The 24,329-nt window shown below is 57.6% G+C and carries 22 protein-coding genes; 19 read left to right on the top strand and 3 right to left on the bottom strand.

All coding sequences use genetic code 11. From position 1 onward, the window contains the following. Window positions 1-72 precede the first annotated feature (72 nt). The gene (locus AC2FNZ_RS09880) at window positions 73-525 is read left to right on the top strand and encodes an Lrp/AsnC family transcriptional regulator (protein WP_093963075.1); all 453 of its coding nucleotides are present in this window, start codon (window positions 73-75) and stop codon (window positions 523-525) included. 143 nt (window positions 526-668) lie between these two features. Further along, window positions 669-1,070 (top strand): helix-turn-helix domain-containing protein, encoded by a 402-nt coding sequence (locus tag AC2FNZ_RS09875; protein ID WP_496840428.1) that lies wholly within the window; start codon window positions 669-671, stop codon window positions 1,068-1,070. 669 nt (window positions 1,071-1,739) lie between these two features. Here the strand turns inward: AC2FNZ_RS09875 and AC2FNZ_RS09870 are convergent. Beyond that, a complete protein-coding gene (locus tag AC2FNZ_RS09870) occupies window positions 1,740-2,090 on the bottom strand; it encodes a hypothetical protein (protein ID WP_496840426.1) in 351 nt (116 codons plus the stop codon). 135 nt (window positions 2,091-2,225) lie between these two features. On the opposite strand from AC2FNZ_RS09870, the gene AC2FNZ_RS09865 reads away from it, so the two are divergent. The 6 genes from AC2FNZ_RS09865 (at window position 2,226) to AC2FNZ_RS09840 (ending at window position 9,307) form a co-directional block, all read left to right on the top strand. After that, window positions 2,226-3,338 carry a LysR family transcriptional regulator gene (locus AC2FNZ_RS09865; protein ID WP_496840425.1) on the top strand — a complete coding sequence of 371 codons (1,113 nt, stop codon included), beginning with the start codon at window positions 2,226-2,228 and terminating at the stop codon, window positions 3,336-3,338. A gap of 139 nt (window positions 3,339-3,477) precedes the next feature. Beyond that, window positions 3,478-4,989: an amidase gene (locus AC2FNZ_RS09860; protein WP_496840424.1), complete on the top strand. Its 1,512-nt coding sequence runs from the start codon at window positions 3,478-3,480 to the stop codon at window positions 4,987-4,989. A gap of 4 nt (window positions 4,990-4,993) precedes the next feature. Next, the gene (locus AC2FNZ_RS09855; protein WP_496840423.1) at window positions 4,994-6,277 is read left to right on the top strand and encodes a TRAP transporter large permease; all 1,284 of its coding nucleotides are present in this window, start codon (window positions 4,994-4,996) and stop codon (window positions 6,275-6,277) included. A gap of 22 nt (window positions 6,278-6,299) precedes the next feature. Continuing rightward, window positions 6,300-7,274: a TRAP transporter substrate-binding protein gene (locus AC2FNZ_RS09850; RefSeq protein WP_496840422.1), complete on the top strand. Its 975-nt coding sequence runs from the start codon at window positions 6,300-6,302 to the stop codon at window positions 7,272-7,274. A gap of 54 nt (window positions 7,275-7,328) precedes the next feature. Continuing rightward, entirely contained in the window at window positions 7,329-7,856 is a 528-nt protein-coding gene (locus AC2FNZ_RS09845) for a TRAP transporter small permease (protein ID WP_496840420.1), read from the top strand. 62 nt (window positions 7,857-7,918) lie between these two features. Beyond that, window positions 7,919-9,307 carry an FAD-binding oxidoreductase gene (locus tag AC2FNZ_RS09840; protein WP_496840419.1) on the top strand — a complete coding sequence of 463 codons (1,389 nt, stop codon included), beginning with the start codon at window positions 7,919-7,921 and terminating at the stop codon, window positions 9,305-9,307. A gap of 251 nt (window positions 9,308-9,558) precedes the next feature. Here AC2FNZ_RS09840 and AC2FNZ_RS09835 read toward each other — a convergent pair whose 3' ends face one another. Further along, window positions 9,559-10,191, bottom strand: coding sequence for a tyrosine-type recombinase/integrase (locus AC2FNZ_RS09835; RefSeq protein WP_496840418.1), 633 nt, complete (start codon window positions 10,189-10,191; stop codon window positions 9,559-9,561). Between the two features lie 443 nt (window positions 10,192-10,634). Here AC2FNZ_RS09835 and AC2FNZ_RS09830 point away from each other — a divergent pair, with 443 nt between their 5' ends. The 3 genes from AC2FNZ_RS09830 (at window position 10,635) to AC2FNZ_RS09820 (ending at window position 13,773) form a co-directional block, all read left to right on the top strand. Then, complete coding sequence (locus AC2FNZ_RS09830; RefSeq protein WP_058274113.1) at window positions 10,635-11,606, top strand: ABC transporter substrate-binding protein; 972 nt, start codon at window positions 10,635-10,637, stop codon at window positions 11,604-11,606. A 67-nt stretch (window positions 11,607-11,673) separates the two neighbouring features. Next, a complete protein-coding gene (locus AC2FNZ_RS09825; protein ID WP_496840416.1) occupies window positions 11,674-12,702 on the top strand; it encodes an ABC transporter permease in 1,029 nt (342 codons plus the stop codon). Window positions 12,703-12,714: 12 nt separating this feature from the next. Next, window positions 12,715-13,773, top strand: a complete 1,059-nt coding sequence (locus tag AC2FNZ_RS09820) for a quaternary amine ABC transporter ATP-binding protein (RefSeq protein WP_299830916.1) — start codon at window positions 12,715-12,717, stop codon at window positions 13,771-13,773. A 33-nt stretch (window positions 13,774-13,806) separates the two neighbouring features. Here the strand turns inward: AC2FNZ_RS09820 and AC2FNZ_RS09815 are convergent, their stop codons facing one another. After that, window positions 13,807-14,730, bottom strand: a complete 924-nt coding sequence (locus tag AC2FNZ_RS09815) for a LysR substrate-binding domain-containing protein (RefSeq protein ID WP_093975765.1) — start codon at window positions 14,728-14,730, stop codon at window positions 13,807-13,809. 237 nt (window positions 14,731-14,967) lie between these two features. Between AC2FNZ_RS09815 and AC2FNZ_RS09810 the strand changes: the two genes are divergently transcribed. The 8 genes from AC2FNZ_RS09810 (at window position 14,968) to AC2FNZ_RS09775 (ending at window position 24,329) form a co-directional block, all read left to right on the top strand. Then, window positions 14,968-16,572 carry a fatty acid--CoA ligase gene (locus AC2FNZ_RS09810; RefSeq protein WP_496840414.1) on the top strand — a complete coding sequence of 535 codons (1,605 nt, stop codon included), beginning with the start codon at window positions 14,968-14,970 and terminating at the stop codon, window positions 16,570-16,572. Next, entirely contained in the window at window positions 16,569-17,255 is a 687-nt protein-coding gene (locus AC2FNZ_RS09805; protein ID WP_073256178.1) for a dimethylsulfonioproprionate lyase family protein, read from the top strand. Before AC2FNZ_RS09810 ends, AC2FNZ_RS09805 begins: the two co-directional genes overlap by 4 nt. Before the next feature lie 11 nt (window positions 17,256-17,266). Next, entirely contained in the window at window positions 17,267-19,387 is a 2,121-nt protein-coding gene (locus AC2FNZ_RS09800) for a 3-hydroxyacyl-CoA dehydrogenase NAD-binding domain-containing protein (protein ID WP_496840412.1), read from the top strand. Beyond that, complete coding sequence (locus AC2FNZ_RS09795) at window positions 19,384-20,568, top strand: acetyl-CoA C-acyltransferase (protein WP_496840411.1); 1,185 nt, start codon at window positions 19,384-19,386, stop codon at window positions 20,566-20,568. The genes AC2FNZ_RS09800 and AC2FNZ_RS09795 overlap by 4 nt, the downstream gene beginning before the upstream one ends. 128 nt (window positions 20,569-20,696) lie before the next feature. After that, the gene (locus AC2FNZ_RS09790) at window positions 20,697-21,716 is read left to right on the top strand and encodes an AraC family transcriptional regulator (protein WP_496840410.1); all 1,020 of its coding nucleotides are present in this window, start codon (window positions 20,697-20,699) and stop codon (window positions 21,714-21,716) included. A 193-nt stretch (window positions 21,717-21,909) separates the two neighbouring features. Beyond that, window positions 21,910-23,088 (top strand): acyl-CoA dehydrogenase family protein, encoded by a 1,179-nt coding sequence (locus AC2FNZ_RS09785; RefSeq protein WP_496840409.1) that lies wholly within the window; start codon window positions 21,910-21,912, stop codon window positions 23,086-23,088. Between the two features lie 494 nt (window positions 23,089-23,582). Further along, window positions 23,583-23,849: a hypothetical protein gene (locus AC2FNZ_RS09780; RefSeq protein ID WP_496840407.1), complete on the top strand. Its 267-nt coding sequence runs from the start codon at window positions 23,583-23,585 to the stop codon at window positions 23,847-23,849. A gap of 21 nt (window positions 23,850-23,870) precedes the next feature. Further along, window positions 23,871-24,329 (top strand): amidohydrolase family protein, encoded by a 459-nt coding sequence (locus tag AC2FNZ_RS09775; protein WP_496840745.1) that lies wholly within the window; start codon window positions 23,871-23,873, stop codon window positions 24,327-24,329.

Raw genomic sequence — 24,329 nt, 5'->3', positions numbered from 1 at the left:
ATGAGGTAATAGATTGCGAAATATGCCAACCTATGACCAAATATTGGCAGAATCTGCTAAGGAGGTGGAAAATTGGACGCCAAGGACAGACAAATCATCCGAGCGCTGCAGAGATACGGACGTATGACAAACCAGGATCTTGCCGATGAAGTGAATCTTTCCCCATCGCCGTGTCTGCGCCGTGTCAAAAACCTTGAGGCAAGCGGGGTAATAAGGGGATACAGCGCCAACGTTGACGCAGCCGCCTATGGATTGCCTATCACCGTCTTCGTTCGCATTCGTTTGGAACGTCACAATGAAACAGATGTGCAGAAATTCGAGAAACAGGTTCGGTTGATCGACGAAGTGCTCGAATGTCATGTTCTAACTGGAGCAATGGACTATCAGTTGAGGGTCTTGGTGTCTGATCTCGAAGCCTATGAAAGCTTTATCCGCAACCGGATCCATCCAATTGGCGGGATTGCTTCGATCGATACCAGTTTTGTCTACGGAACCGTCAAAGAGACGGAGGTTTTTCCATCGTAATCAATCGGTTCGTTTTCCGAGCTGCTAGTCGGTTGGATGATCACTGCCTCTGTTTTCCAGTTTTCCCTCGGCGCAGTCCCAAGGTCGCCGTCGCTATAGAGAAGACATGCAGTAAGCGCTGCGTTACTTCAGGAAGGAAAGCGATGCGCAAGAAACCGTATGATAGCTCGCGTCTGGCAAAGTTCGTTGAACGCCGGGTGCTTGAACTCAAACCGACCAAGAGCCAGGCCGATATTGCATCACAGGCAGGTTATTCCAACGCCAACATGATCACGATGATCAAACAGGGCAGTTCAAAGGTTGCGCTTGATCGCGTGCCTGCTCTCGCCAAGGCTTTGGAGTGCGATCCTGCCCACTTGATGCGTCTTTCATTGGAGCAGGCTATTGGAGAAACCGCTGCTGCGTCCGTTGTCGAGATTTTCGGAGATCCGGTGACCGAGAACGAGCGATCCTGGCTGAAAGCGGTTCGTGAGGCCTCCGACAATTCCGATCCCCGGCTGACCAGCCGGTCACAGGCCGCGATCAAGTCGATCTTTGGAAAATGAGAGACGAGAGCATGCACAACGAAGCATTGACGTCCAACGAGCAGGCTTGGTTACGCTTCCTGCGTGATTTGAGCAATCACAGCGACCCGGAACCCACATTGCATCGGGTCCAGCTGTTGAGACGCGTCTGTTCTCGCAGACCGAAATAACGCCGTGAGCGCCGGGGCAGTTCAAGCCATCATTGTCTGGGCTGCCTCCTCAATCCGTCTTGGAAGCCCCGGCCGGGTTGCGCAAGGTTGACAAAGGTTTACATCGCCTCTGCCTAGCGCTCTCAGTAGTAAACCTTTTTTGCTTCCTAAGCCGGATTTTTAGCCAAAAGGTTTACATTAAGTTTACCCTAAGTTGACAGATTTGCCCGAGAATCCGGTTTTTTCGTCGAAAATGTAAACCTTGATACAGCAACCCAGCGCAAAAGGTTCGACCTTGCAGTGAATGACTTTGGATTGGCGCAGTTGTTCGTTTTTCTGATGTGCGGTCGCGGAGCTCAGTGTCATTGGCAAGACGGTTTCCCGCACTCTGTCGCATCCAATGGCTTGTTGTCTTGCTTAGTCATGCGGTGGATGTTTCGCTCGGCACAAACCTCTCCTAGTCGAGTATCGAACGATGTAGCGGAGGCTTGGTTGGCGAAGAGCGAATAGAGCGATGAGCGCTAGAACTGCTCAAACTTCCTCAACGTTCGATTTCCGTCGCCACATTAGCATTTGGCAGCGGTTTGACCGGCGTCGGTGGAGCAAGCGTCACCGGCGACAGGCGCTTGCTGCGATGGAGACGCTCGTATTCGAGCCACAACAGATGCGAAATGCCCCCTGCTGTCCTTGTGGCACGGTGTAGAAACCGATGAAAACAGGCCAGAGATGTGCGCAGACCGACAATAAGGAGCCATTCGACAAAGGCCTCCAGATTACGGTAGAAAAGCCAGATTTGCCGACGCTGCAAGCTGAACAAACGACAATCAAGGGCGGCTTCCGGACCTTCGCGGCAGGCGCGATATGAAGATGCGAGAAAGCTGGGAGCGGACATTTAGCCAGTCGTCACTCAGGCGCTGGCCAGATCGACACGACGGGTGGAAAGCAGCGATTTGCGGCAGAAGCGGGATCACAAGAGTGCTCTGTGGGGAGCGGACATCGCCCTCGCCCGGCCGAAAGCAAGCTAGCTTTGCTGAAAATCTTGTGTGGGAGCGGCGTCCTATCCAAGGCATGCTCTTCCGCCCACTGGTTTCCGTTCTCTCCAGTCATCCCTGCTGAGCCGCTGCTCGACCAGTATTCATTCAAGCAAAACATGATGGTAGTGTCGACCCAAAGAGCTCCGGGAGTATTGACCATTCCAAGCCTTGCGTTCCAGAAGGCGATCACAATTCGCCATTTGCGGGTGATTGCCGCCTTGTCAGAGCTGAAATTGGTCGCACGGGTGTCCGAAGCGCTTAATGTCTCACAGCCCGCCGTGTCCAAGCAGATTGCGGAACTGGAAAGGATTGTCGGCGCTCCCATCGTGAAGCGCGAGCGGAACCGGCTGTTTCTGACGCCGATCGGGCAAAGGCTCGCAGAATACGCGAGGCAGGCGCTCAATCAGCTGGACCGGGCTGCCTTTGACATCGAGGCCATGGCGAGCGGAGTTTCCGGATCGGTCTCGGTGGGGGTTGTCAGCTCGGTTGCTCCCACCCTTTTGCCCGGCGCAATTGCGCTGTTCAAAGGCAGTACGCCGCAGGCCAGCATCTCGGTAAAGGAAGGCCATTTCGTCGAACTTCTGCCCGAGTTGGAGACCGGTGAGCTGGATGTTCTCATTGCCCGGATTTGGCAGCCCCAGGAACTGCCCGGTATCGCGCAGCTCGGCCTGTTTGCGGAGCCGGTGGTCGTCGTGGCCGGGCGCAATCACAAGCTGGCAAAACTGGCTGAACTGGACTGGGGCGATGTCGTGGATTTTCCGTGGATTCTGCCTCAGGCAAACTCGGTTGCACGGCGCGCGATTGATGCGCTTTTTGCCGGGTACGGGCTGACCCCACCGGCCAACACGATTGCCTCCCTATCGCTGACGTTGAACCTCGCCCTGCTGGAGGCGATCCCCGCACTGGGTCTCATGCCGCAACGCCTAGCTCAGGCCCATGCAGCGCGCGGCGACATCGTTTCGCTTCCATTGGACACCCGCGGTCTCCTGTCCGAAGCGCGCTGCTTCTGGCGCAGCGAACAGGTCGACACGAATCCGACCCTGACGTTCTTCTTGAAGTGTCTGGAGAAGGCGACGGAAGACCTGAAAACCATTCCTTTTGGTTAAGGTTACTGACGGAACTTTCAATATCCTTCGGGAACGACCCGCTTTATCTTAACTGAAATCGTTTCTGGGGAGGGAAGGCGATGGCAGGTTCGATCTGGCTAGAGTCGGTCCGTGTAGGCGCATGAGAGGGGACACAATGATGGCCCTGTCTGCACGCGAGGTGTTGCAGCGCTTTGCGGACCACAGGCTGACCCCGAGCGAGTATCTGGCGGCCTGCCTCGAGCGGATCTCGCAGGTCAATCCCAAGATCAACGCCCTCACCGCGATCGATGCCGAACGCGCGGTCGGCGAAGCGGTCCAGGCAACAGGCAGATGGCGGGCCGGAGCGCCCAAGGGGCCGCTGGACGGCTTGCCGGTGGGTGTGAAGGATCTTCAGGACACCAAGGGGTTGCTGACCACCCATGGTAGCCCTCGGATGCGGGCCAACTGTCCACAGGTGGATATGCCCATGGTAGCGCGGCTGCGCGCCGCGGGCGCGATCATTCTGGCCAAGACCAATGTTCCGGAATGCGGCGCCGGCGGCCACAGCCGCAACCCGGTCTGGGGCGCGACAGGCAATCCGTTCGACGCCAACCTGATCGCTGGCGGGTCTTCTGGCGGATCGGCGGCGGCGTTGGCGGCAGATCTTCTGCCCCTCTGCACCGGGTCGGACACGGGCGGGTCTCTCAGATTGCCGGCGGCACTCTGCGGTATCGTAGGCTATCGGCCGTCCGTCGACGTCATCTCCCATCCGACGCGGCCTTTGGGATGGTCGGGCATTTCGGTGCTGGGTCCGATGGCGCGCACGATGGATGATCTGGTTCTGATGTTGCAAGTCTGCCAAGGGTTTGACGCCGACGATCCGCTGTCTTCACCGGCCGCGCCGGACCGTTTTGCGACGCTGCCGGCGGTCGACCTCTCAAACTTGCGCGTGGGTTTTAGTGAGGATTTCGGCGGGGCGCCGGTGGACCCCGCCATTCGGGCGACGTTCCGCGCGCGTGTCGAGAAGATCGCGCCGCATGTTCGGGACTGCCGCGCGGCTGATCTGGCGCTTGGAGACATGGACCGGTGCTTCGACATATTGCGCGCCGAGAGTTTCGTCTCGGCCTTTGGCGAGGTTATCAAATCCGACCCGGACGCCTTCGGTCCCGATATCGCCGCCAATGTCGAACTGGGGCTGTCCATGTCGCTGTCCGACCGGGCATGGGCCCATGCCGAACAGACCCGCATCCTGCGTCGGTTTAACGAGGTGATGCGGGATGTCGACGTGATCCTGCTTCCCACCTCGCCGGTTTCTCCGTTTCCCTGGACCCAAGGGCACGCCACTGAAATCGACGGCCAAAGCATGGATATATACTACCGCTGGCTGGCGCTGAACTATCGCGGCTCGCTTATGGGCGGCCCGTCGATCACGCTACCTTGCGGCCGTGATCCCTACGGCATGCCGTTCGGGCTGCAGATGTTGGGGCCGGTCCGGAAGGATGAGGCTGTTCTGGCTGCGGCCAAGGCGGTCGAGGCCTTTTTCGCGGCAGACCCGGAAACGGAGCGACCATGCCCCGATATGTCGGGGCTTGCGCCGTCTGACACCGACCTGCGTTCTATCGTGACCCATCCGCCGATCCTGAACGGCGCTGGTCAGTCCGAGACGGCTGCCATGCGGACGGCCGTGTAGCACCATGTATCTGATCCCGATCGTCTTCATCATACTGCTGATCAGCGGAACAGCCTTTGCCTATCTGATGGGGGCCGTTTCGGTGCTGACCTTCGTGGCCCTCGACAAGAGCCAGTTCCTGTCGATCCTGCCGCAGCGCATCTTTGCCCAGCTCGATGTCTTTGCCTTCATGGCAATGCCGCTGTTCATCCTAACCGCCGAGATCATGGGCCGCGCGGGGGTCACGCGCAGCCTGATCGATTTCGCCATGTCCATCGTCGGCCGCTTTCGTGGCGGGCTGGGGCATGTCAACATCCTGACCAGCGTGTTCTTTGCCGGCATTTCAGGTTCGGCCATCGCGGACAGCGCCGCCCTATCTCGCACCTTCGTGCCCGAGATGAAGGCCCGCGGCTATGATCCCTACTACGCCGGAGCCATCACCGCGGCTTCTTCGATGATCGGGCCGATCATTCCGCCTTCGATAATCATGATCATATACGGCGGTCTGACCGGCGCATCGGTGGCCGCGCTGTTCATCGCAGGCGTGGTTCCAGGGTTGCTTCTGGCCGCGTCCTTGATGGCGCTGAATGCCGGTATCGCCGCGATGAAGGGACATCCCGGTGGAAAGTCGGACGACCTGCCGCCATTCCTACCCAGCCTGTTGAACGCAGCGCCAGCCTTGTGTCTGCCGGTTGTGATCCTCGGATCGCTGGTCTTCGGGCTGGCAACGCCGACTGAAGGCTCGGCCATCGCGGTGCTGGTCGCGCTGATGGCGGGCCAGTTCTACAAGGGGCTGACCCTGCGCATGATATTCGACGCGGTCGAGGCGACGGCCAAGATGACCGGCACGATCTTCATCATCCTGGCCGCGATTTCGGTGCTTGGTTACCTGGCCGGGCAACTCGGATGGTCGAGCGCTCTGGCGGATTGGGTTGGGTCCTTTGGGCTGACTGGCACGAAATACCTGTTCTTCCTCGTCGCGATTTTCCTGATTGCGGGCATGTTCATGGACACGCCCGTGGCCCTGACGCTGCTCATTCCGCTCTTCGCGCCGCAAGCGCTGGAACAGGGCATTAGCCCGATCCAGCTTGGCATCGTGCTGTGCTTCAACCTGTGTGTCGGCCTGATCACGCCGCCGCTGGGCAAGTGCCTCGTGGTCGTCTCGGCGCTGACAAACCTCAACTACTGGCGGCTGGCCTACGCCTCTCTGCCGTTCATCGTCGTTCAGGTTCTGCTGCTGATGGCGCTTGTCTATTGGCCCGCCCTATCGCTCGCATTGCCCGGCTTGTTCGGCTTTTCAGTCAACTAGAATACTCAAGGAGGAGACTATCATGAAACTCAAGGCACTCTCACTGGCGGCATTGCTGGCGATGTCCGGCGCGGTCAGCGCGGAAGTCAAGATTGCACTGGACAGCGCGCCGGACCTGGAGACCAGCGGATCCTACAACTGGGCACATGCCTTCGGAGCGGCCCTGACCGAAGCCGGGATGGAAGTCCGCGAAATGCCGCGTGGCGCAGTCGGCAACGAAGCCGAGAAGTTCGACCAGGTGTCGACCGGACTGCTCGAAGTGTCGCTGTCGGATGTGCGCGCTATCGCCCAGGTCGATCCGTTCATCTATGGCGTGCGCCTGCCTTATATCTTCGACGATGTCGACCACATGGACCGCGTGCTGGAAGCGGGCAAGGTCTTTGACCGCGTCAACGAAAAGCTGGCCGATCAGGATGTCGTCGTGCTAGCGCTGGCCCCGCTCGGACCGCTGTCGGGCATCATCACCACCGATGCGGTCGTTCGGTCGCCCGCCGACATGTCGGACCTGCGGATGCGTGCGCTCGACGATGCGCAGATCGCCATGTACCAGGCCTGGGGCTCCAGCGGCACCATCGTGCCGTGGGGCGAAGTGCCGTCCGGCCTGCAAACCGGCGTGATCGACGGCTATCTGAACTCGCCCTTCGTGCCGGTGATGTTCGGGCAGACCGACTTCGTCAAGAACTTCTCGGATGCCGGCGTGATCATCCCGATGCGCGCTGTCCTCGTCTCCAAGAGCTGGTATGACGGCCTGTCCGAGGCCGACCGGGCCGCCGTGGACAGCGCCGTCGAAACCGCCGATGCAGCGGCCCGCGCGTGGCTGGCGGAAGCCTCCGAGCGCGGCCTCGTGGCTCTGGAGGAAAAAGGCGTCACCGTACAGCGCCTGACTGCGGAAGAGCGCGCGGTGTTCCGTGAAGCCTCCAAGCCGGTATACGACTCTGGCCTGATGCCTTCGGAAGACGTGGCAACCTGGACCGAACTGTCCGACGCCAACCGCTGACGCGCAACCGCCGGGCCTTATCCGAGGCCCGGCTCCTTCGGCAGGAGACGACGCATGCGCAATGCCATCATCACAGCCAGCAACAGCGTTCACCGCGTCGCGCGTGGCGCCGCCGTCTTCGCCGTCTGCCTGATGTTCCTGACCGTGGTGTTGCAAATCATCGCCCGCTACGTGTTTTCCGCGCCCCCCGTCTGGACCGAAGACGTGGCACGGTATGCCATGGTCTGGACCGGATTGCTGGGGGCGACCCTGTCATTCAAGACGCGCGCGGACGCGGTGCTGATGCAAAGCGTCGCGCCTGAGCGGCCTCACCTGCTGGGCCATCTTGCTGAAGCGGTTCAAAGCGCGGCGGTTCTGATCTTCGTTCTGCCTGTTGTTTATTTCTGCTTCATTGGCTTGCGAGGTGGCTTTGCCAAGGGCTACCTGGCCCGCCAATCCGGCTTGACCGCCGACACGCTTGGCATTCCGATGGTCTGGATCTCCATGTCGGTGCCGATTGCCATGATCATCATACTCTTGCACCTCGCCGCCCGTTGGGCCGGCGATGATCAGATCGACACCGCCGACACGCAACTGGACTGAGATTGGCCCAAGTCAGACAAGCCGGAACCACACCATTAGACAATTTTTCAAAGAGACCTTCCATGACCACGGAGCCGACCGCTCAAGCCATCTCCGACCTGAAAAACCTGTTGGGCGAGCGCCTCTCAACCGGTGAGTCCATCCGGGAAATACATGGCCGGGACGAGGCCTATTCAGAGCCCGCCTTGCCGGATGCGGTCGCTTTTCCTGAAACCACCGAAGAAGTCTCCGCGATCATGAAGATCTGTTCGCGCCACGCGGTTCCGGTTGTCCCTTTCGGCATCGGCACGTCGCTCGAAGGCCACGTGATCCCGATTTACGGCGGGATCAGTGTGGACACCAGCCGCATGAACAGGATCCTCGAAATTCATGACAGCGATCTGGACGCCGTCGTGCAGCCTGGCGTCTCGCGAACGCAACTCAACGATGAGCTGCGTGCAACGGGCCTGATGTTCATGGTCGATCCCGGCGCGGATGCGACATTGGGAGGAATGGCTGCCACCCGAGCTTCGGGGACCAATACCGTGCGCTACGGCACCATGCGCGAAAACGTTCTGGCGCTCGAAGTCGTACTACCCGATGGCACTATCATCGAAACCGGTTCCCGCGCGCGAAAATCCTCGGCCGGTTATGACCTGACACACCTCTTCGTTGGTTCAGAAGGCACGCTCGGCATCATCACCAGGTTGACGGTGCGGCTGTTCGGCCAGCCCGACACCATCCTGGCCGCGACCTGTTCCTTCGAGACCGTCGACGACGCCGTGAACGCGGTGATCATGGCCATTCAGATGGGCATACCGATGGCGCGGATCGAATTATTGGACGAGGTTCAGATGAAAGGCATGAACATCTTCAACCCCGATCTGAGCCTGCCCGAAAAACCGCACCTGTTTCTGGAATTTCATGGGTCTGACGCCGGCGTGAAAGAGCAGGTCGAGATGTTCGAAAGCGTCGGCGAGGAGTTCGGCGTGTCGGGCTTTCAGTGGGCCACCAAGGCCGAAGATCGCAATCGGCTGTGGACCGCGCGGCACAACGCCTATTACGCCGGGAAATCGCTACGCAAAGGCTGCGAAGGTCTAATTACCGATTGCTGTGTTCCGATCTCGGCGCTGGCCGAATGCATCTCGCGGTCAAAGGACATGGTGGAGACCTCCGGCATGATCGCCCCAATTGTCGGTCACGTCGGCGATGGCAACTTCCACCTCATGATTCTGATTGACCCGAACGACCCCGACGAACTGACGCGGGCCAAGTCACTGGCCTCGGAGGTCAATAGGCTCGCTCTTTCTTTTGGCGGGACCGTCACTGGTGAGCATGGCGTGGGCACTGGCAAGAAGCGTTACATGGAGGAAGAGCACGGCGCCGCCTATGCGCTCATGGCAACGTTGAAACGGGCCGTCGATCCGAAGAATATCATGAATCCCGGGAAGACAGTTGAAGTTCATATATAGCCTCTGTTTCAACGAGTGATCGAGGCTCGTTGAAACAGGGGTAAAAAGCCACTGGCCGCTTACGCGATGCATTTCTTGAGGGAGGCATTTAGTGTTTTAACAACTCGGTTGCATCGGATGACCTAAGTTACAGCAACCATTTGATGCGGTTTCATCCATTTTGGAACGACCGCTTCGGCGAAACTGCAACGCAGCGAAATGCTGCTGGATCAAGGTCCGTTTGGGGCCGTCCGCGAAGACGGCCCAAGTTGTTAGATTTCAATGGCCTCTGCAATCGCAAGGGCATCTTCCAGTTCAACGCCGAGATACCTGACGGTGCTGTCCATTTTGGTGTGCCCAAGTAGCAGCTGGACCGCCCTCAGATTGCCGGTCTTCATGTAGATTTGTGTGACTTTTGTCCTCCGCATCGAATGCGTTCCGTATGCGCTGGCCTCCAGACCAATCGACGTGACCCAATCGCGGACGATCCGGGCGTACTGGCGTGTCGAGATGTGCAGACGTTCATGGAACCGCCCCGGCCATAGGTACTCCGAGCTAACCATGAGCTCATCTTCCATCCACTTTTCTACCGAGGCGCGTGTGCCCTCGGATATCTCAAAACGCACAGGTTTCTGTGTCTTGCTTTGCAGAACCGATGCCCGTTCCTTGATCTGACCAGACGCCATGACGTCGACGACTTTCATCTTCACAAGGTCGCAGCCGCGCAGCTTGCTGTCGATGGCCATATTGAACAGCGCGAGGTCTCGATGGTTCTCGGCCAGTTCAAGTCGAACACGGATTGCCCAAACGTGTTTTGGTTTCAATGGCCGTTTCTGCCCGACGATCCGCCCCTTGTTCCAAGCGGGACGGAGTGCGCGAATGGCTGGTAGGTTTGGTGTTTGCATGACTGATCCTCCGATCCGCCACACCCTCCCACAACGACAACCTGACGTTGACGATGCCACCATATCACAGGATGCTGCGTCGCATCCGAGGTCGGCTTGGAGCCCAAATCTACCGATGCTGCAGCTGGTTCGAATGGGCGTGATGAGCACAGAACGGACGTCCCCGGGTTTGATCACTCCTCCTGCCGACTCTTGAGAAGAGGCAATTATACACACGCATAAGCCACCTATGGATTTACATCTAAGAAGCTTTCGTTGGAACGAAGGTCGCTAAATTCGAGCCTGGCTTCATCTCTCCACCTGTAAACAACTGTACATGATTCAAAATTCTTTTCAGTTCTTTGCTCATAGACCTGTCGGTACAACTCTTCGCTACAAACAAGGCGAATTTTGGCTTGGATCGTTTCTCTGCCCCTGTTTCGCCGATGACAAGGAGGAAAGAAATGTTCAAGATATCAGCGGGTCTCGGGTGTGTATTTGCTGCGGCAATCACCGCTTCGGCGGCCCAGGCAAACGAATGCGGTGAAGTATCACTGATGCAGGCCGATTGGGGGTCAGCGCAAATTGTGACCGCGGTCTCGAAGTTTCTGATGGAGCAAGGCTATGGTTGCGAAGTGACCACGGTTCCGCTCTCGAGCAACCCTGCGCTGGCATCCGTTTCCGAGACAGGAGAGCCCGATATTCTGACTGAAATCTGGACAAACGGCGCGCCGGCTTACCAAGGGCTGGTTGACTCAGGTGCAATCATTCCTGTGACCGAAGTTCTGTCAGATGGCGGTGTCGAAGGGTTCTTTGTTCCGAACTACCTTGTGGAGGAGCATCCGGAACTGGCAACAATTGAAGGCATCGCAGCCAACCCCGAACTCGTCGGAAATCGCTTTCACAATTGCCCAGAGGGATGGACCTGTCTGAATGTCAGCACCAACCTGATGAAGGCAGGCGGGCTGATTGATGCAGGCATTGAAAACTTCGTGCATGGATCAGGCGAAACCCTTGCGGCTTCGATCGCTGCCGCCTACGAAAACAAAGAGCCGTGGTTCGGCTTTTATTGGGCACCGACATCGGTACTGGGCAAATACCCGATGACCCTGGTCGATATGGGCCCCCATGACCCTGAAAAGCACGCCTGCAACATCACAGCGGAATGCGCGACGCCAGAAATGAGCGCCTTCCCCCGCAGTGAAGTCGTTACAGTTCTGTCGAAAGAATTCATGGCCGAAAACGCAGCAGTGTCTGACCTGATGACAAATCTGTCCTTCACCAACGCACAGATGGGCGAAACGCTGGCATGGGTCGAGGACAACAATGCCTCCTACGATGAAGGTGCGGTGCACTTTCTGACGACCTACAAGGATGTCTGGGGAGCGTGGCTTAACGATGCTGCGCGCGACAAACTTTCCGCATTGCTGCAGTAAACTGCATGGACAGGGGCATCCTCAGCGATGCCCCTAACGCACTGAAGTAGATCGGAAAGTGGGATAAATGGCCTTCTATGACAAGTTATTCAGCGCATTGGGTTTGAGCGAATGGTGTGGCACGTCAGATGACAAAGCGCCTCTTTCGCTGGCGGACCTTGCGGCGCAAGCAGGAGGAGAAGAGGCCTCTGGGCCGTTCGTTCCAATTCCCTCATTTGATAATCTGCACGAAAGCTGCAACCGCATATGGCAGTCGCGCGATGTAACCAACGGGATCGAAGAAGGGTTTCTGGCAGCCAAACCGGTCCTGAAAACCGTTCTGGACCCGATCACACAGCCATTGAGCTGGATATTGGATGGCGCACTTTGGCTGTTTGAAGCGACGCCATGGTTCATCATGGTCCCGCTTCTGGTGGCGATTTCCTGGTACGCGTCGCGTTCGCGCCCTGTGACGATCTTCGTCGCCGTCTCGATTATGCTGCTGGCCGTCGTAGACCACTACGATGTGGCGATGCAGACTCTGTCGATCATCTTTGTATGTACGACGATATCGGTGCTGTTCGGTGTGCCCATTGGAATTGCCATGTCGAAATCCGACCGATTGCAAAAAAGCGTCGTTCCGTTACTCGACCTGCTGCAGACCCTGCCGACCTTCGTGTACCTGATCCCTCTGATTTTCTTGTTCTCGGTCACGGAATCCAAACTGTACGGGATTGCGATCATCCTTTACGCGATTGTCCCGGTGATCCGCCTGACCGATCTGGGCATCCGTCTTGTCGACAGGGATGTGATCGAAGCGGCCAACGCCTTTGGCATGAATGACCGTCAGAAACTGGTGCGGGTACAATTGCCGCTGGCGCTACCGAACATCATGGCCGGGATCAACCAGACCATCATGATGAGCCTTGCCATGGTCGTGATCGCCTCTCTTGTTTCGGCCCCTGGCCTTGGCGTGAACGTGTTGCGCGGTATCCGAAACCTTGAACTGGGTGTGGGCATCGTCGCTGGCATCGGCATTGTTCTGCTGGCCGTGATCCTTGACCGCGTGTCCAAGGCAGCTCTCACACGAGTCGATAAGACCCAAGTCAAACATTAAGGAGCCGGTTCAATGACACAACCAATGGTCCGCCTGTCCGGGCTCTATAAAATCTTTGGCGCCCGCGACAAGGACGTGTTGCACCATGTCCAGGGCGGCATGGGCAAGGAAGAGTTGCTGGCGCAGCACAAACACGTTCTGGGCCTCAACAACATCAACGTCGTTATGCAGGCGGGGGAAATCACAGTGGTCATGGGCCTGTCAGGCTCGGGTAAATCCACGCTGATCCGCCACCTGAACCGGTTGATCGAACCCACAGCGGGCGAGATCATCGTGCAAGGCGAAGACGTGATGCAACTGTCCGAGGACGGGCTGCGTCATGCCCGTCAAGAAAAGATGTCGATGGTTTTCCAGAAGTTCGCGTTGTTGCCGCACAAGACCGTGCTGAAGAATGCAGGCATGCCCTTGTCGGTGCGTGGCGAAGACGAGGTCACCTGTGACCGCGAAGCCGCGAAATGGCTGGACCGCGTCGGTCTGAGCGGGTTCGAGAACCATTATCCAGCGCAGTTGTCTGGAGGGATGCAGCAGCGGGTAGGCATTGCCCGGGCGCTGACCGCAAACACACCGATCATGCTAATGGACGAGGCTTTCTCGGCCCTTGATCCGCTGATCCGAACCGATATGCAGGACCTGCTGCTCGAGCTGCAAAAAGAGCTGCACAAGACCATCATCTTCATCACTCACGATCTTGATGAGGCGCTGAAGCTGGCCGATCACCTTGTGATCCTGAAGGACGGCTTTGTCGTGCAACAGGGCGAGCCGCAGCACATCCTGTTGAACCCGGGTGATCCCTACATCGAAGACTTCGTGAGCGACATCAACCGCGCACGGGTTCTGCGGGTGCGCTCGATTATGACCCCACTTGGGGGGGACAAAGTGCCTGCGGATGCCCATGGCGAAGTGGACGTGAACGACACGCTCGAAAGCATGATCGCGCGGTCCGGCGGGGATACGTCACACGCTTATATCGTCAAAGATGGGGAGCAGACGGTCGGCACACTGGATATGACCGAACTGGTTCGCGCTCTTGTCCCTCGCGTCGCATCCGAGGCCGGTGCGCGTCAGTCCTGACGCGCGCTGACCGCAGAGCTGGAATTCATCAGATCAGGCCCGAAATAGCCGCATGGTTGGGTCGGCCTCGATCTGTTCGAACAGCCAGTCGATAAATGTATCGAGCTTGGGGTTGGGTGCACGTTCTTTTTGCGTCGCCAGATACCAGCGGCCTGGCTCTGGCACCGAAATGTCAAAGGGTCTGACCAGACGCCCCCTCTCAAGATCACGCGCGCAAAATGGTGCCCTTGCGACGCTGATACCGTGATTATTTAGAACAGCCTCACGGACTAGTGGGTAATTGTCGAAAACAGAGCCAAATTTCATCGTTTCGCGATCTAAGCCCGCCGCATCCAACCAGCAGTCCCAGTCATCCGGCTCATTCCATGTGCTTGGGACGCTCAGCAATAGGTAGTTTCCTAGCTCTTCCAGCGGCATTCCACCGCTTGGCGCATTCAAGGCCTCCGGAGCACATACCGGGTAGATATCCGTTTCGAACAAGGGGCTATAGTCAAACCGTTTGTCAAATGGTGGCGCGTTGAACACGCCCACATCGAACCGGTGCATGTCATAATCACCGTCTTCAAAGGTAGAGACGATGCGCACGCGTGTGTCCGGATTATCCTGAAGAAAGTCTGCCAATCTGGGCTGGAGCCACATTGTGTTGAAACTTGCGTAGGACTGGACAAGCAACACGTCCGGTTCCTCAGGTGTCTGGATGCGCCGTGTGGCTTTGATAATGCCCTGAATGTGTTCGCGTACTGGTGGGTAATACTGCTCGCCAGCCGGTGTTAGCTCGACCGAACGGCTTGTGCGTTCCAGCAGTTTAACGCCGATTGATGTTTCCAGTGCTTTGACCTGGTGGCTGACTGCCGCATGGGTCACGCAAATCTCGTCAGCGGCCTTTCGGAAACTCTTGTGACGTGCCACCGCCTCAAAAGCGCGCAGTGAAACCAGCGTGGGCATGTGAGTGGTCATTACTGCATCTCCTTGAAGAAACAAAAACTGCTTACCCTCAAGCACAGTTAACCGACGACGGGCGTAATAGCAGCAGACTTGTTATGCACCTTCTCATAGCTTTTCAAAGGATGACACGCAATGTGCGGCACGACGCGATCGGTTAGAAAATCTTGATGAAGGGAAATTTCTTTCAGTTCTTCAGCTGGGGAAGAGATGCCAGATTAAGGGCTAAAGACGCTCAAGGATTCCACCTTCATGCCACCATTATCACCTTCGTCAAATGCATATGGCTATCCGTTGCTGATTAAACACTTGCTGGCCGGATCTCAGCTTGCGTCAGCCAGCCAAGAGATCGTCAGCGGCACCGAAATGCGGCTGAGCTACGCGGAGTTGGGCAAACGCGTGCGCCAACTTGCCAATTCTCTAAAGGCCAGCGGGATACATGAGGGCATGCGCGTCGGTGTCATGGATTGGGATACGCACCGCTATCTTGAATGTTTTTTTGCGGTCCCGATGATGGGCGCAACCCTTTTCACGATCAACGTGCGGCTGTCTCCTGCGCAGGTACTTTATACGATCAACCACGGCAAACCGGACCTGATCATTGTTCATCGGGACTTCATGCCGCTCATTGATGATATCAAATCGGGCTTTGATCGGGACATCATCGTTGTACCGATTGGAGACGGTGAAGGGTATGAAGAGTGGATAGGTAAGGCCCTAGGCAGCTTTGACTTCCCAGACTTCGATGAAAACCAAACGGCAACCTTGTTTTACACAACCGGGACCACCGGCAATCCCAAGGGGGTGAGCTATTCACATCGGCAGTTGGTCCTTCACACATTGGGCTTGATCGCAGGTTTCGGCGCATGGCCCGGGAATGCCGGATTTCATCGCGGCGACGTCTACATGCCGCTGACACCCTTGTTTCATGTCCACGGCTGGGGATTTCCATATGCCGCAACGATGCTGGGGCTGCGTCAGGTCTATCCCGGTCGATATGACCCTGACACAATCTTGGGATTGATTGCAGCCGAAGGCGTCACCTTTTCCCATTGCGTGCCCACGGTTCTGTCAATGGTGCTCGACCATCCGGACTGCCCACAAATTGACCTGCACAGATGGAAAGTGATCATTGGCGGGGCCGCTTTGCCGCGCAGTCTGCAAGACCGTGCTGCTGCGGCAGGCATATCCTTGCATGCGGCCTATGGTATGTCCGAAACCTGTCCGTTTCTGACGGTGGCCGATTTGTCCAGCAATGACCCCGAGATGCAGGCGCAAACCGGCTTTCCCGGCCCGCTTGTCGACCTTCGTGTTGTGACACCGGATATGCAGGACGTTCCGCATGACGGTGAAACAACCGGCGAAGTTGTTGCTCGGGCTCCCTGGTTGACACAAGGCTATCTGGACAATGCGCAAGCCTCGGACGCGCTTTGGGACGGTGGGTATCTGCATACCGGGGATGTTGGGTATATCCGCGAGAATGGATCGTTGCAGGTTACTGACCGCCTCAAGGACGTGATCAAGACCGGCGGCGAATGGATATCCTCACTGGCACTGGAAAACATAGCATCGTCTTGTGATGGCATCGAGGACGTCGCCGCGATCGGGCTGCCACACGCGAAGTGGGGCGAAAGGCCAGTGTTGGTCGCTCAAGTCGCAAAGGATGCCGACCCGGATCTTGTACGCCAGAGCGTTATGAAAGAAATCCAGTCGCGTGTCGACGCAGGTGAGATATCAAAATGGGCAGTTCCGGACGAATTAATCTTTGTCGACCGCCTTCCAAAAACCAGCGTCGGCAAACTCGATAAGAAACTCGTGCGGCAAGATATTTCGACGCGCTCGGACTTAAAATCATGACAGACAAACAACGTCGCATTCAGGCGCTTATTCAATCCATTGTCACCTATCTGCAGGCTCACAGAGCTGCCACGCGCGGCGTTGATCTGACGTTGGACAAGCTGGCAACCATGGACCTGTCTGACGAGAGGCTCATTGACTTACCCTCCCAAGGAACCCGGCATGATGAGGTTCTGAAGAACGCCATCGACGGGGTTGTCGCCCCCGAATTGCAGGACATCGCAGGTTGTCTGAAAGCCGCCAAGGATGATCTGATTTGGCGCGAAGACAACGCCCAATTCTATCCCCCTGGTGCCGAATTGGGCGAGGGATACACAAAGTGTAACCTACATACTCTGCTGATTGGGCCAGACGCATGTGGACATCACCATCCCGATTTCAACCTTGGCATTTTCATGCTGGGTCCACGGACGCTGTATCGCGACCACAACCACGACGCGCCAGAGCTCTATCTGAACCTGTCCGAAAAATCGGGTTGGCGGTTTGGCACTCGCGATTGGCAGGATTATCCGGCTGGATCACTTATCTGGAACGCAGCGGGCGATCCCCACGCCACCCGGGTCTATGATCAACCGTTCATCTCGGTCTTTGTCTGGCTCGAGAACGTGCATTCACCCTGCAATGTAATCCATTTCGACGACTGGGCAGAGGTCGAACAGGATCTTGCCAAACAGTCCAATTGAGGTTTCCGAACATGATTTCCATTAAACACACCAAGAGTGTCGCTTTCATTGAGCTGAATGCCCCACCGGTGAACGCCCTTGGCCTGAAGATGCGACAGGCGCTTTCTTCGGCCATTCACGACCTGGAAACTGATGACCAGGTCAAAGCCATCGTTCTGTGTTCGGCTCTACCGCTCTTTTGCGGCGGCGCTGATATCGTTGAGTTCCGCACCGGGGCAGTTTGGGACAAGCCGGACCTGCCAGACCTGTGTGTAACGATTGAAACCTGCAAGAAACCCATTATCGCCGCGATAGCAGGTCCCGCGATGGGTGGCGCGCTTGAGATCGCGCTTGCCTGTGATTACCGTGTCGCAACGCCGGATGCAGTGATGGGGCTGCCAGAGATCAAGCTGGGGTTGCTGCCAGGCGCCGGGGGCACCCAAAGGTTGCCACGGATTGCCGGACTGGAAGCGGCAACGCAAATGATCCTTTCGGGTGATCCCGTGACAGGCGAATTTGCCCTGTCTTGCGGGCTAATCGATGCACTGTTTGAGAACGACCAGGATTTTCGCGCGCATGTTTTGGGTTTCGCCACCCGTGTCAGCCATGAGGGCGATCCGAAACGCAGTTGCGCGGATATGACCGTCACACACCCTGATCCGAAGGGTTATCTCGCGGGTTTCCGAGACCAGATAGCGCACAGGTCCAAAAACCTTGTCGCCCCTGAACGCTGCCTGGTATCCATCGAGGCCGCGTGCGAATTGCCGCTGTCCGAGGGGTTGGCACAAGAGAAGGCAGGTTTTGCTGAACTGCTCGACACACCTCAATCGCGCGCCGGGCGGCATCTGTTCTTTGCAGAGCGTGAATGCACCAAGGTTCCGGGAGTTACCCGTGCGGACCGACCACGTGACATTGCATCGGTCGCCGTGATCGGCGCGGGAACAATGGGGCGTGGCATTGCCATCGCCTTTCTGCAGGCGGGGTATTCGGTCACGCTTCTTGAAACTACGCAAGGCGCGCTCGAGCAGGGGCTGGAAAAGGTCCGGGAGCATTTCCAGCGTGCGGCTCAAAAAGGGCGGCTCAGTGCCGATCGGGCAGAGGCAATTTCCGCCAGCGCCACCGGGACGCTCAGCTATGCAGGCCTTGCGAAGGCTGACCTGATTATTGAAGCGGCGTTTGAAAGCATGAATGTCAAACGCCAGATTTTCGAAGCGTTAGACCGACACGCCAAACCTGGCGCAATACTGGCTTCAAACACATCGACGTTGGATCTTGATGAAATAGCTGCGGTCACGTCCCGTCCGGAGGATGTGATTGGTCTCCATTTCTTCAGCCCGGCGAACGTCATGCGCTTGCTAGAGGTGGTGCGGGGCGCCAAGACCGCTCCCGATGTCATTGCAACGGCAATCACGGTCGCAAAGAAGATCCGAAAGCTCCCTGTCACGGTTGGCGTGTGCTACGGCTTTGTTGGAAATCGGATGCTAGAGCCATACTTCCGCGAAGGGTCTCGTCTGCTTCTTGAGGGGGCGACGCCGAAACAGGTGGATGACGTCCTTGAGAACTTCGGCATGGCCATGGGCATTCACGCGATGGCGGATCTGGCCGGGGTCGATGTGGGCGCCCGCGTGCGTCAGGAACGGCGCAGTGAAATCGCACATGACCGGACATACCAGACTGTACAGGACAGGTTGTTTGAACTGGGCCGACTGGGTCAGAAAACCGGGCGAGGAAGCTATGTCTACGAGGGGCGGACACGAGTCGAAGACCCTGAGATTGTTCAAATCAGTGCCCATTTGGCGGACTTGCATGGCGTGAAGCGCAGGGAAATCGACGATCAGGAAATCCTTGAGCGTTGTCTGTTCCCCCTGATCAACGAGGGCTTCTTGATTCTTGAAGAGGGCATTGCAACGCGCTCGGGTGATTGCGACCTGATCTGGACCAACGGCTATGGCTTTCCGAACTGGCGCGGCGGCCCGATGCACTATGCCGACGAGATTGGATTGAGCCACGTGCTGGAACGCATGAACCACTATCGGGAATCGCTTGGCGCCTATGGTGAGATGTGGTTCACGCCTGCGCCTTTGCTGGAACAACTTGCAACCTCGGGTGTGACACTTGCCGCACATTTTGATGCCAAAAAGGAAAAATCATGAGAGAAGCCGTTATCGTCTCAACCGCACGAACCCCTATTGGGGTGGCCTTCAAAGGTGCGCTGAACAACATCAAATCCCCCACCATGATGGGGCACGCCATTCAGCACGCGGTTGAACGTGCAGGCGTGGACCCCGGTTCGATCGAAGATGTCGTCATTGGATCGGTCTTGACAGCGGGAACCGCAGGCATGAATGTCGCTCGTTTGTCGGCGCTGGCGGCGGGCCTTCCCAATACGGTGGCAGGACAGACGATCGACAGGCAATGTTCATCCGGGTTGATGGCCATCGCGACGGCTGCAAAGCAGGTCATTGTGGATGGTCAGAATGTCGCCGTGGCAGGCGGGCAGGAAAATATTTCCGCCATTCAGAATGCCTATCTGAAATGGGCGGGCGATGAGAAAGATCCAAACGTTATCGCGAGGTCCGAGCATGCCTACATGCCGATGCTGATGACGGCGGAAAATGTGGCCCGGACCTATGGGATCAGCCGCGAGGTGCAGGATGAATACGCCGCACTTTCGCAAGGTCGGACCGCCCGGGCTCAGGCCGCTGGCGCCTTTGATGACGAGATCGTCCCGATCACAGCGATTAAGCGGGTCAAGAACCGCGAAACCGGAGAGGAAACCCTGGAAGAGGTGACCTTGTCAAAAGACGAAGGCAACCGGCCGGGCACGACGGCCGAAACTCTTGGCCAGTTGAACCCGGTTGTCGAAGGCGGCGTGATCACTGCCGGAAACGCAAGCCAGCTTTCTGACGGGGCCTCGGCTTGTGTTCTCATGGAAGGCAAAATGGCTGAGCAGCGGGGCCTCACACCGCTAGGTATTTATCGCGGTATGGCAGTTGCAGGAAACGCACCGGAAGAGATGGGTGTCGGCCCGATCTATGCCATTCCAAAGCTGCTGAAGAATGCAGGTCTTCGCATCGAAGACATTGGCCTTTGGGAACTTAACGAAGCCTTTGCCTGCCAGGTTCTCTATTGCCGCGACCATCTTGGGATCGATCCCGAAATCTACAACGTGAACGGCGGTGCGATATCGATTGGCCACCCCTATGGTATGACAGGCGCGAGACAAGTCGGGCACGCTCTGCTTGAGGGGAGGCGTCGTGGTGTAAAATACGTGGTTACGTCCATGTGTGTTGGCGGAGGCATGGGGGCCGCAGCGTTGTTCGAAGTCGCCTGACCCTGCTGAAATGAGTTCAAGCAGAGCGTTATCTGTTTGGGACATTGACATTCTGGTATCTGCGAAGGCCACCATCTGAAAGCCTGCGTTTCATGTCGACCGGAATTGGTGATACCTCCTGAGGCGTTATGACCAATGTCGCGCCAACGATCCTTTCCACGGTTTCCAGCCAGTTTGTCGATGACTGGCTGGCGGCGCTGCGTGCCCTGTGCCCAGAGGCGCAGATGGCGTCGCTGCTTAGCCGGTCCGGTCTGAACGCCGACTCGCGCTCGCCGAATGGTCGCGTCACGCTGGATCAGATCGTATGTCTCTATCAACTCGCCGCAGTTGAGACCGGTGATGAGATGATGGGGCTTTGGAGCAGACCCGTCCGGCCAAGGGCCCTACAACACCTTTTGACGACTGTCAGAGAGGCCACGTCTCTGTCATCGGCTCTTTACCGGTTTTCGACCTTCTGGAATTTGCTGCTGGATGACTATCAGTTTGATCTGGATGAATCCGAAGGCGCATTGGTGCTTACCCTGAAACCACAAGGCGACGCTCCGATTCAGCGGTTTGGGCATATGCTGATCCTCAAACTTGCCCACGGGCTCATGTCTTGGCTGGCAGGGCATGAGGTTCCGGTTAAGGCTGTCGATTTCGCGTTTGACCGCCCGGACTTTGATCAGGATTACGCGATCATCTTTCCTGCACCGCTGCGGTTTGGCCAGCCCGCCACCGCAATGTCGTTCGATCCGAATACACTGGGTCCCGTGCAGACGCGCAGCACCGCTGACCTTGACCGGTTTTTGCAAAACGCGCCCCGGGACTGGATCTTCACCTCTTCGCGCGAGCACACCCAATCGCTGCGGGTGCGCACCTATCTGGGTCAAACGGGATGGGACGCGGCGACCCTGACCCAGACAGCATCCGCAATGCACATGACCCCGCGCACCCTGATCCGCAGGTTGCAGGCGGATGGCACATCGTTTCAGGCGATCAAGGATGCCCTGCGCCGCGACATCGCGATCCGCGACCTGCAGGCGGGACGCAAAAGCGTCGAGGCCATCGCACATGATGTCGGATTCTCCTCGGCTGCCAATTTTCACCGGGCCTTTCAACGCTGGACCGGCAGCACCCCCAGCTCGTACCGAAAGGCGAGCATTTGAGACGTGCTTTTTGTCACTTTTGGACAATAACCTGTCACTGCACGAGATAGAGCGAAGAAGTTTCCCTTGCTAAACCTTGCGCAATGCAAAGCATTCTCATCTGATTCTACTCAAGAAGCTTGATCGGCGGCCCCTCAGCAGGTGCTGGGATGTGGCGTCATATGAGAACGGCCGCCCTTGAAAGGATCCGCCAATGTCAGACAATCTCGCCACCATACTCCAGGCCGCACGCGACCACACCGAGCAGGTCATCCTGCCCAATGTGGACGCATGGAACGCCGCAAAGACATGGCCCCGTGATGCGTCTGACAAGGCCGGGGCCGCTGGCCTGACGGGGCTCTACGCCCCCGAGGAGTTTGGTGGTCAGGGCTTGCCGCTGGCAGAGGGCATTCAGGTCTATGAACAACTGGGGCTGGGGGACGGCGCTTATGCCTTTGCCCTGTCGATGCATAACATCTGTACCTTCGCGGGCTGCGGCTATGGCACAGATACCTTCAAGGAAAAATGGGCACGGGATCTGACCTCGGGCCGCAAACTGGCGAACTTTGCACTGACCGAACCGCAATCGGGATCGGATGCCACAAACATGTATTCGCGGGCCGTGATCAATGATGACGGCACTTGGACGATCAGCGGAGCCAAAGCATGGGTCAGCCTGGCGACCGAGGCTGATATCTATTTCACCGTGGTCAAGACCAGTGACGCACCCGGCCACAAGGATATGGCGATGATCGCCATTCCCGCCGACGCGCCGGGCCTCAGCTTTGGTCCGCTCTACGACACCCCGTCCTACAACTTCCTGCCGCTGGCCGAGATGTACATGGACAAGGTGGTGGTGAGCGAAGACAACATCATCCTGCCGATCGGTCAGGGCTTGCAAGGCTCGCTCATGGCGATCGATATCGCCCGTGTGTCGATTGCGTCAGGATGCTGTGGATTGATGCAAGCTGCCTTGGATACGGCTCTGTCCTATTCCAAGAACCGCAAGATGTTTGGCGGCAAGAACCTCGATCTGGACGGAATCCAGTGGATGCTGGGCGAGGTTGCAACCGATCTTGAAGCCTCCAAGCTGCTTTACCGAAAGGCGGCAGAATCCCTTGGCACACCCGAAGGCCCTCTGATGGCCGCTCATGCCAAACGGTTTGTGCCAGATGCCGCAGTGAAGGCTGCGAACACCTGTACGCAAGTGTTGGGCGGCATGGGTCTGCTGCAGCCTTATGGTCTGGATCGTTTGTCCCGTCTTGCACAAATGCTGCGGATCGTGGACGGGACGACGGAAATCAGCCGCGTGGTCATCGGGCGGGCCCTGCAAAAACGTGCGGTGACCTTGCCTGATCTACCAGTACCGAAAGGATTCGGTGAAACCGGCTGAACATCCCAGCTCCCGGAGAAGCGGAGCCGACCTGAAAATCTCCTCAGAAATCGGTAAAGTCGAAAGTCCAGCCGCACACGTGCGGCCGGTTACTCGAGATTGCAGACCTTGGTGCAAACGCAGCGGATTCACCCTTTGTCCGCGATGTGTGAGTTCGACGAAGCCCGGAGTTTGCGCCTGCAGCGAATGACCGCAAAGCGGGCTGCGACCGCAGCAGCGAGATGTGGTGGTGAACGGCAGCAATGGGCCGTTGATGTCGATCTGAGGGGTGGGCGCTCGCGATGCATGCCGCGCCGCCACAGGTCGGCTTCGAGCCCAAAGCGGGCGTTCTTGCTACGTAGGATTACCTTCAGTTTAACGCCCTAATAGCTCGATACCTTACGTCACCCTCTTCATCAGGTTTACCAGATGGTTTTACAGGCGAGCCTGAGGTAGCCTTCAATAACTTCTTCGCCATCTTGAGGGTTCAGTTATGATCTCCAAACGCGTATTTTTTGTCCAGCCTTGCATCGACCGCTGCGCTGGCGCTGGTGCCGGCGCGAGCCCGAGCTCAAGCTCCAGATGCAACGCTCTTCACGAACGTGCGTGTTTATGACGGGATGTCCGATGAGTTGACCGAACTCACGAACGTTCTTGTCGAAGGGGAGATGATCAAGGATGTCTCGCCCGCTGTTGATGCCGCGCCAGAAGTGCCGCGCGTCGATGGAGATGGACGGACCTTGATGCCGGGGCTCCTCGACATGCATGTGCACCTGCAGTGAAACCAGGACCCTGCTGGCTTCCTGACAGCACGTCCAGATTACATTGCTGCATTGGCATTGAGCGAAAGTGAAGCCACCCTGATGCGTGGCTTTACCAGTGTCCGTGATACTGGTGGCGGCATTCTCGGTTTGGCGCGCGCCATAGACGAGGGCCTTCACCCCGGTCCGCGCATTCAGGCGTCAAACGCTGCGATTTCAATGACCGCCGGTCATGGCGACCTTCGGCCGCGATCCGTGCGTCCGAGAGCCTTCGGCGGGCCGCCGTTCACAGAAGCGGAGCGACTTGGGATCACACTTTTCGCAGACGGAGTTCCTGAAGTTCTGGCGGCTGCACGCGAGCAGTTCCGGCAGGGTGCGCACTTCATCAAGGTCTTTTCAGGCGGCGCCGTGACTGGCCTCTACGACCCATTGGATATCAACGAGTATTCGCCGGCAGAACTCGAAGCGGCAGTAGAGGAGGCCAAACGTTGGAACACTTAG

This window comes from Ruegeria sp. SAZA006 (assembly GCF_059613465.1).
This window is presented reverse-complemented; position numbering and strand designations above follow the sequence as displayed.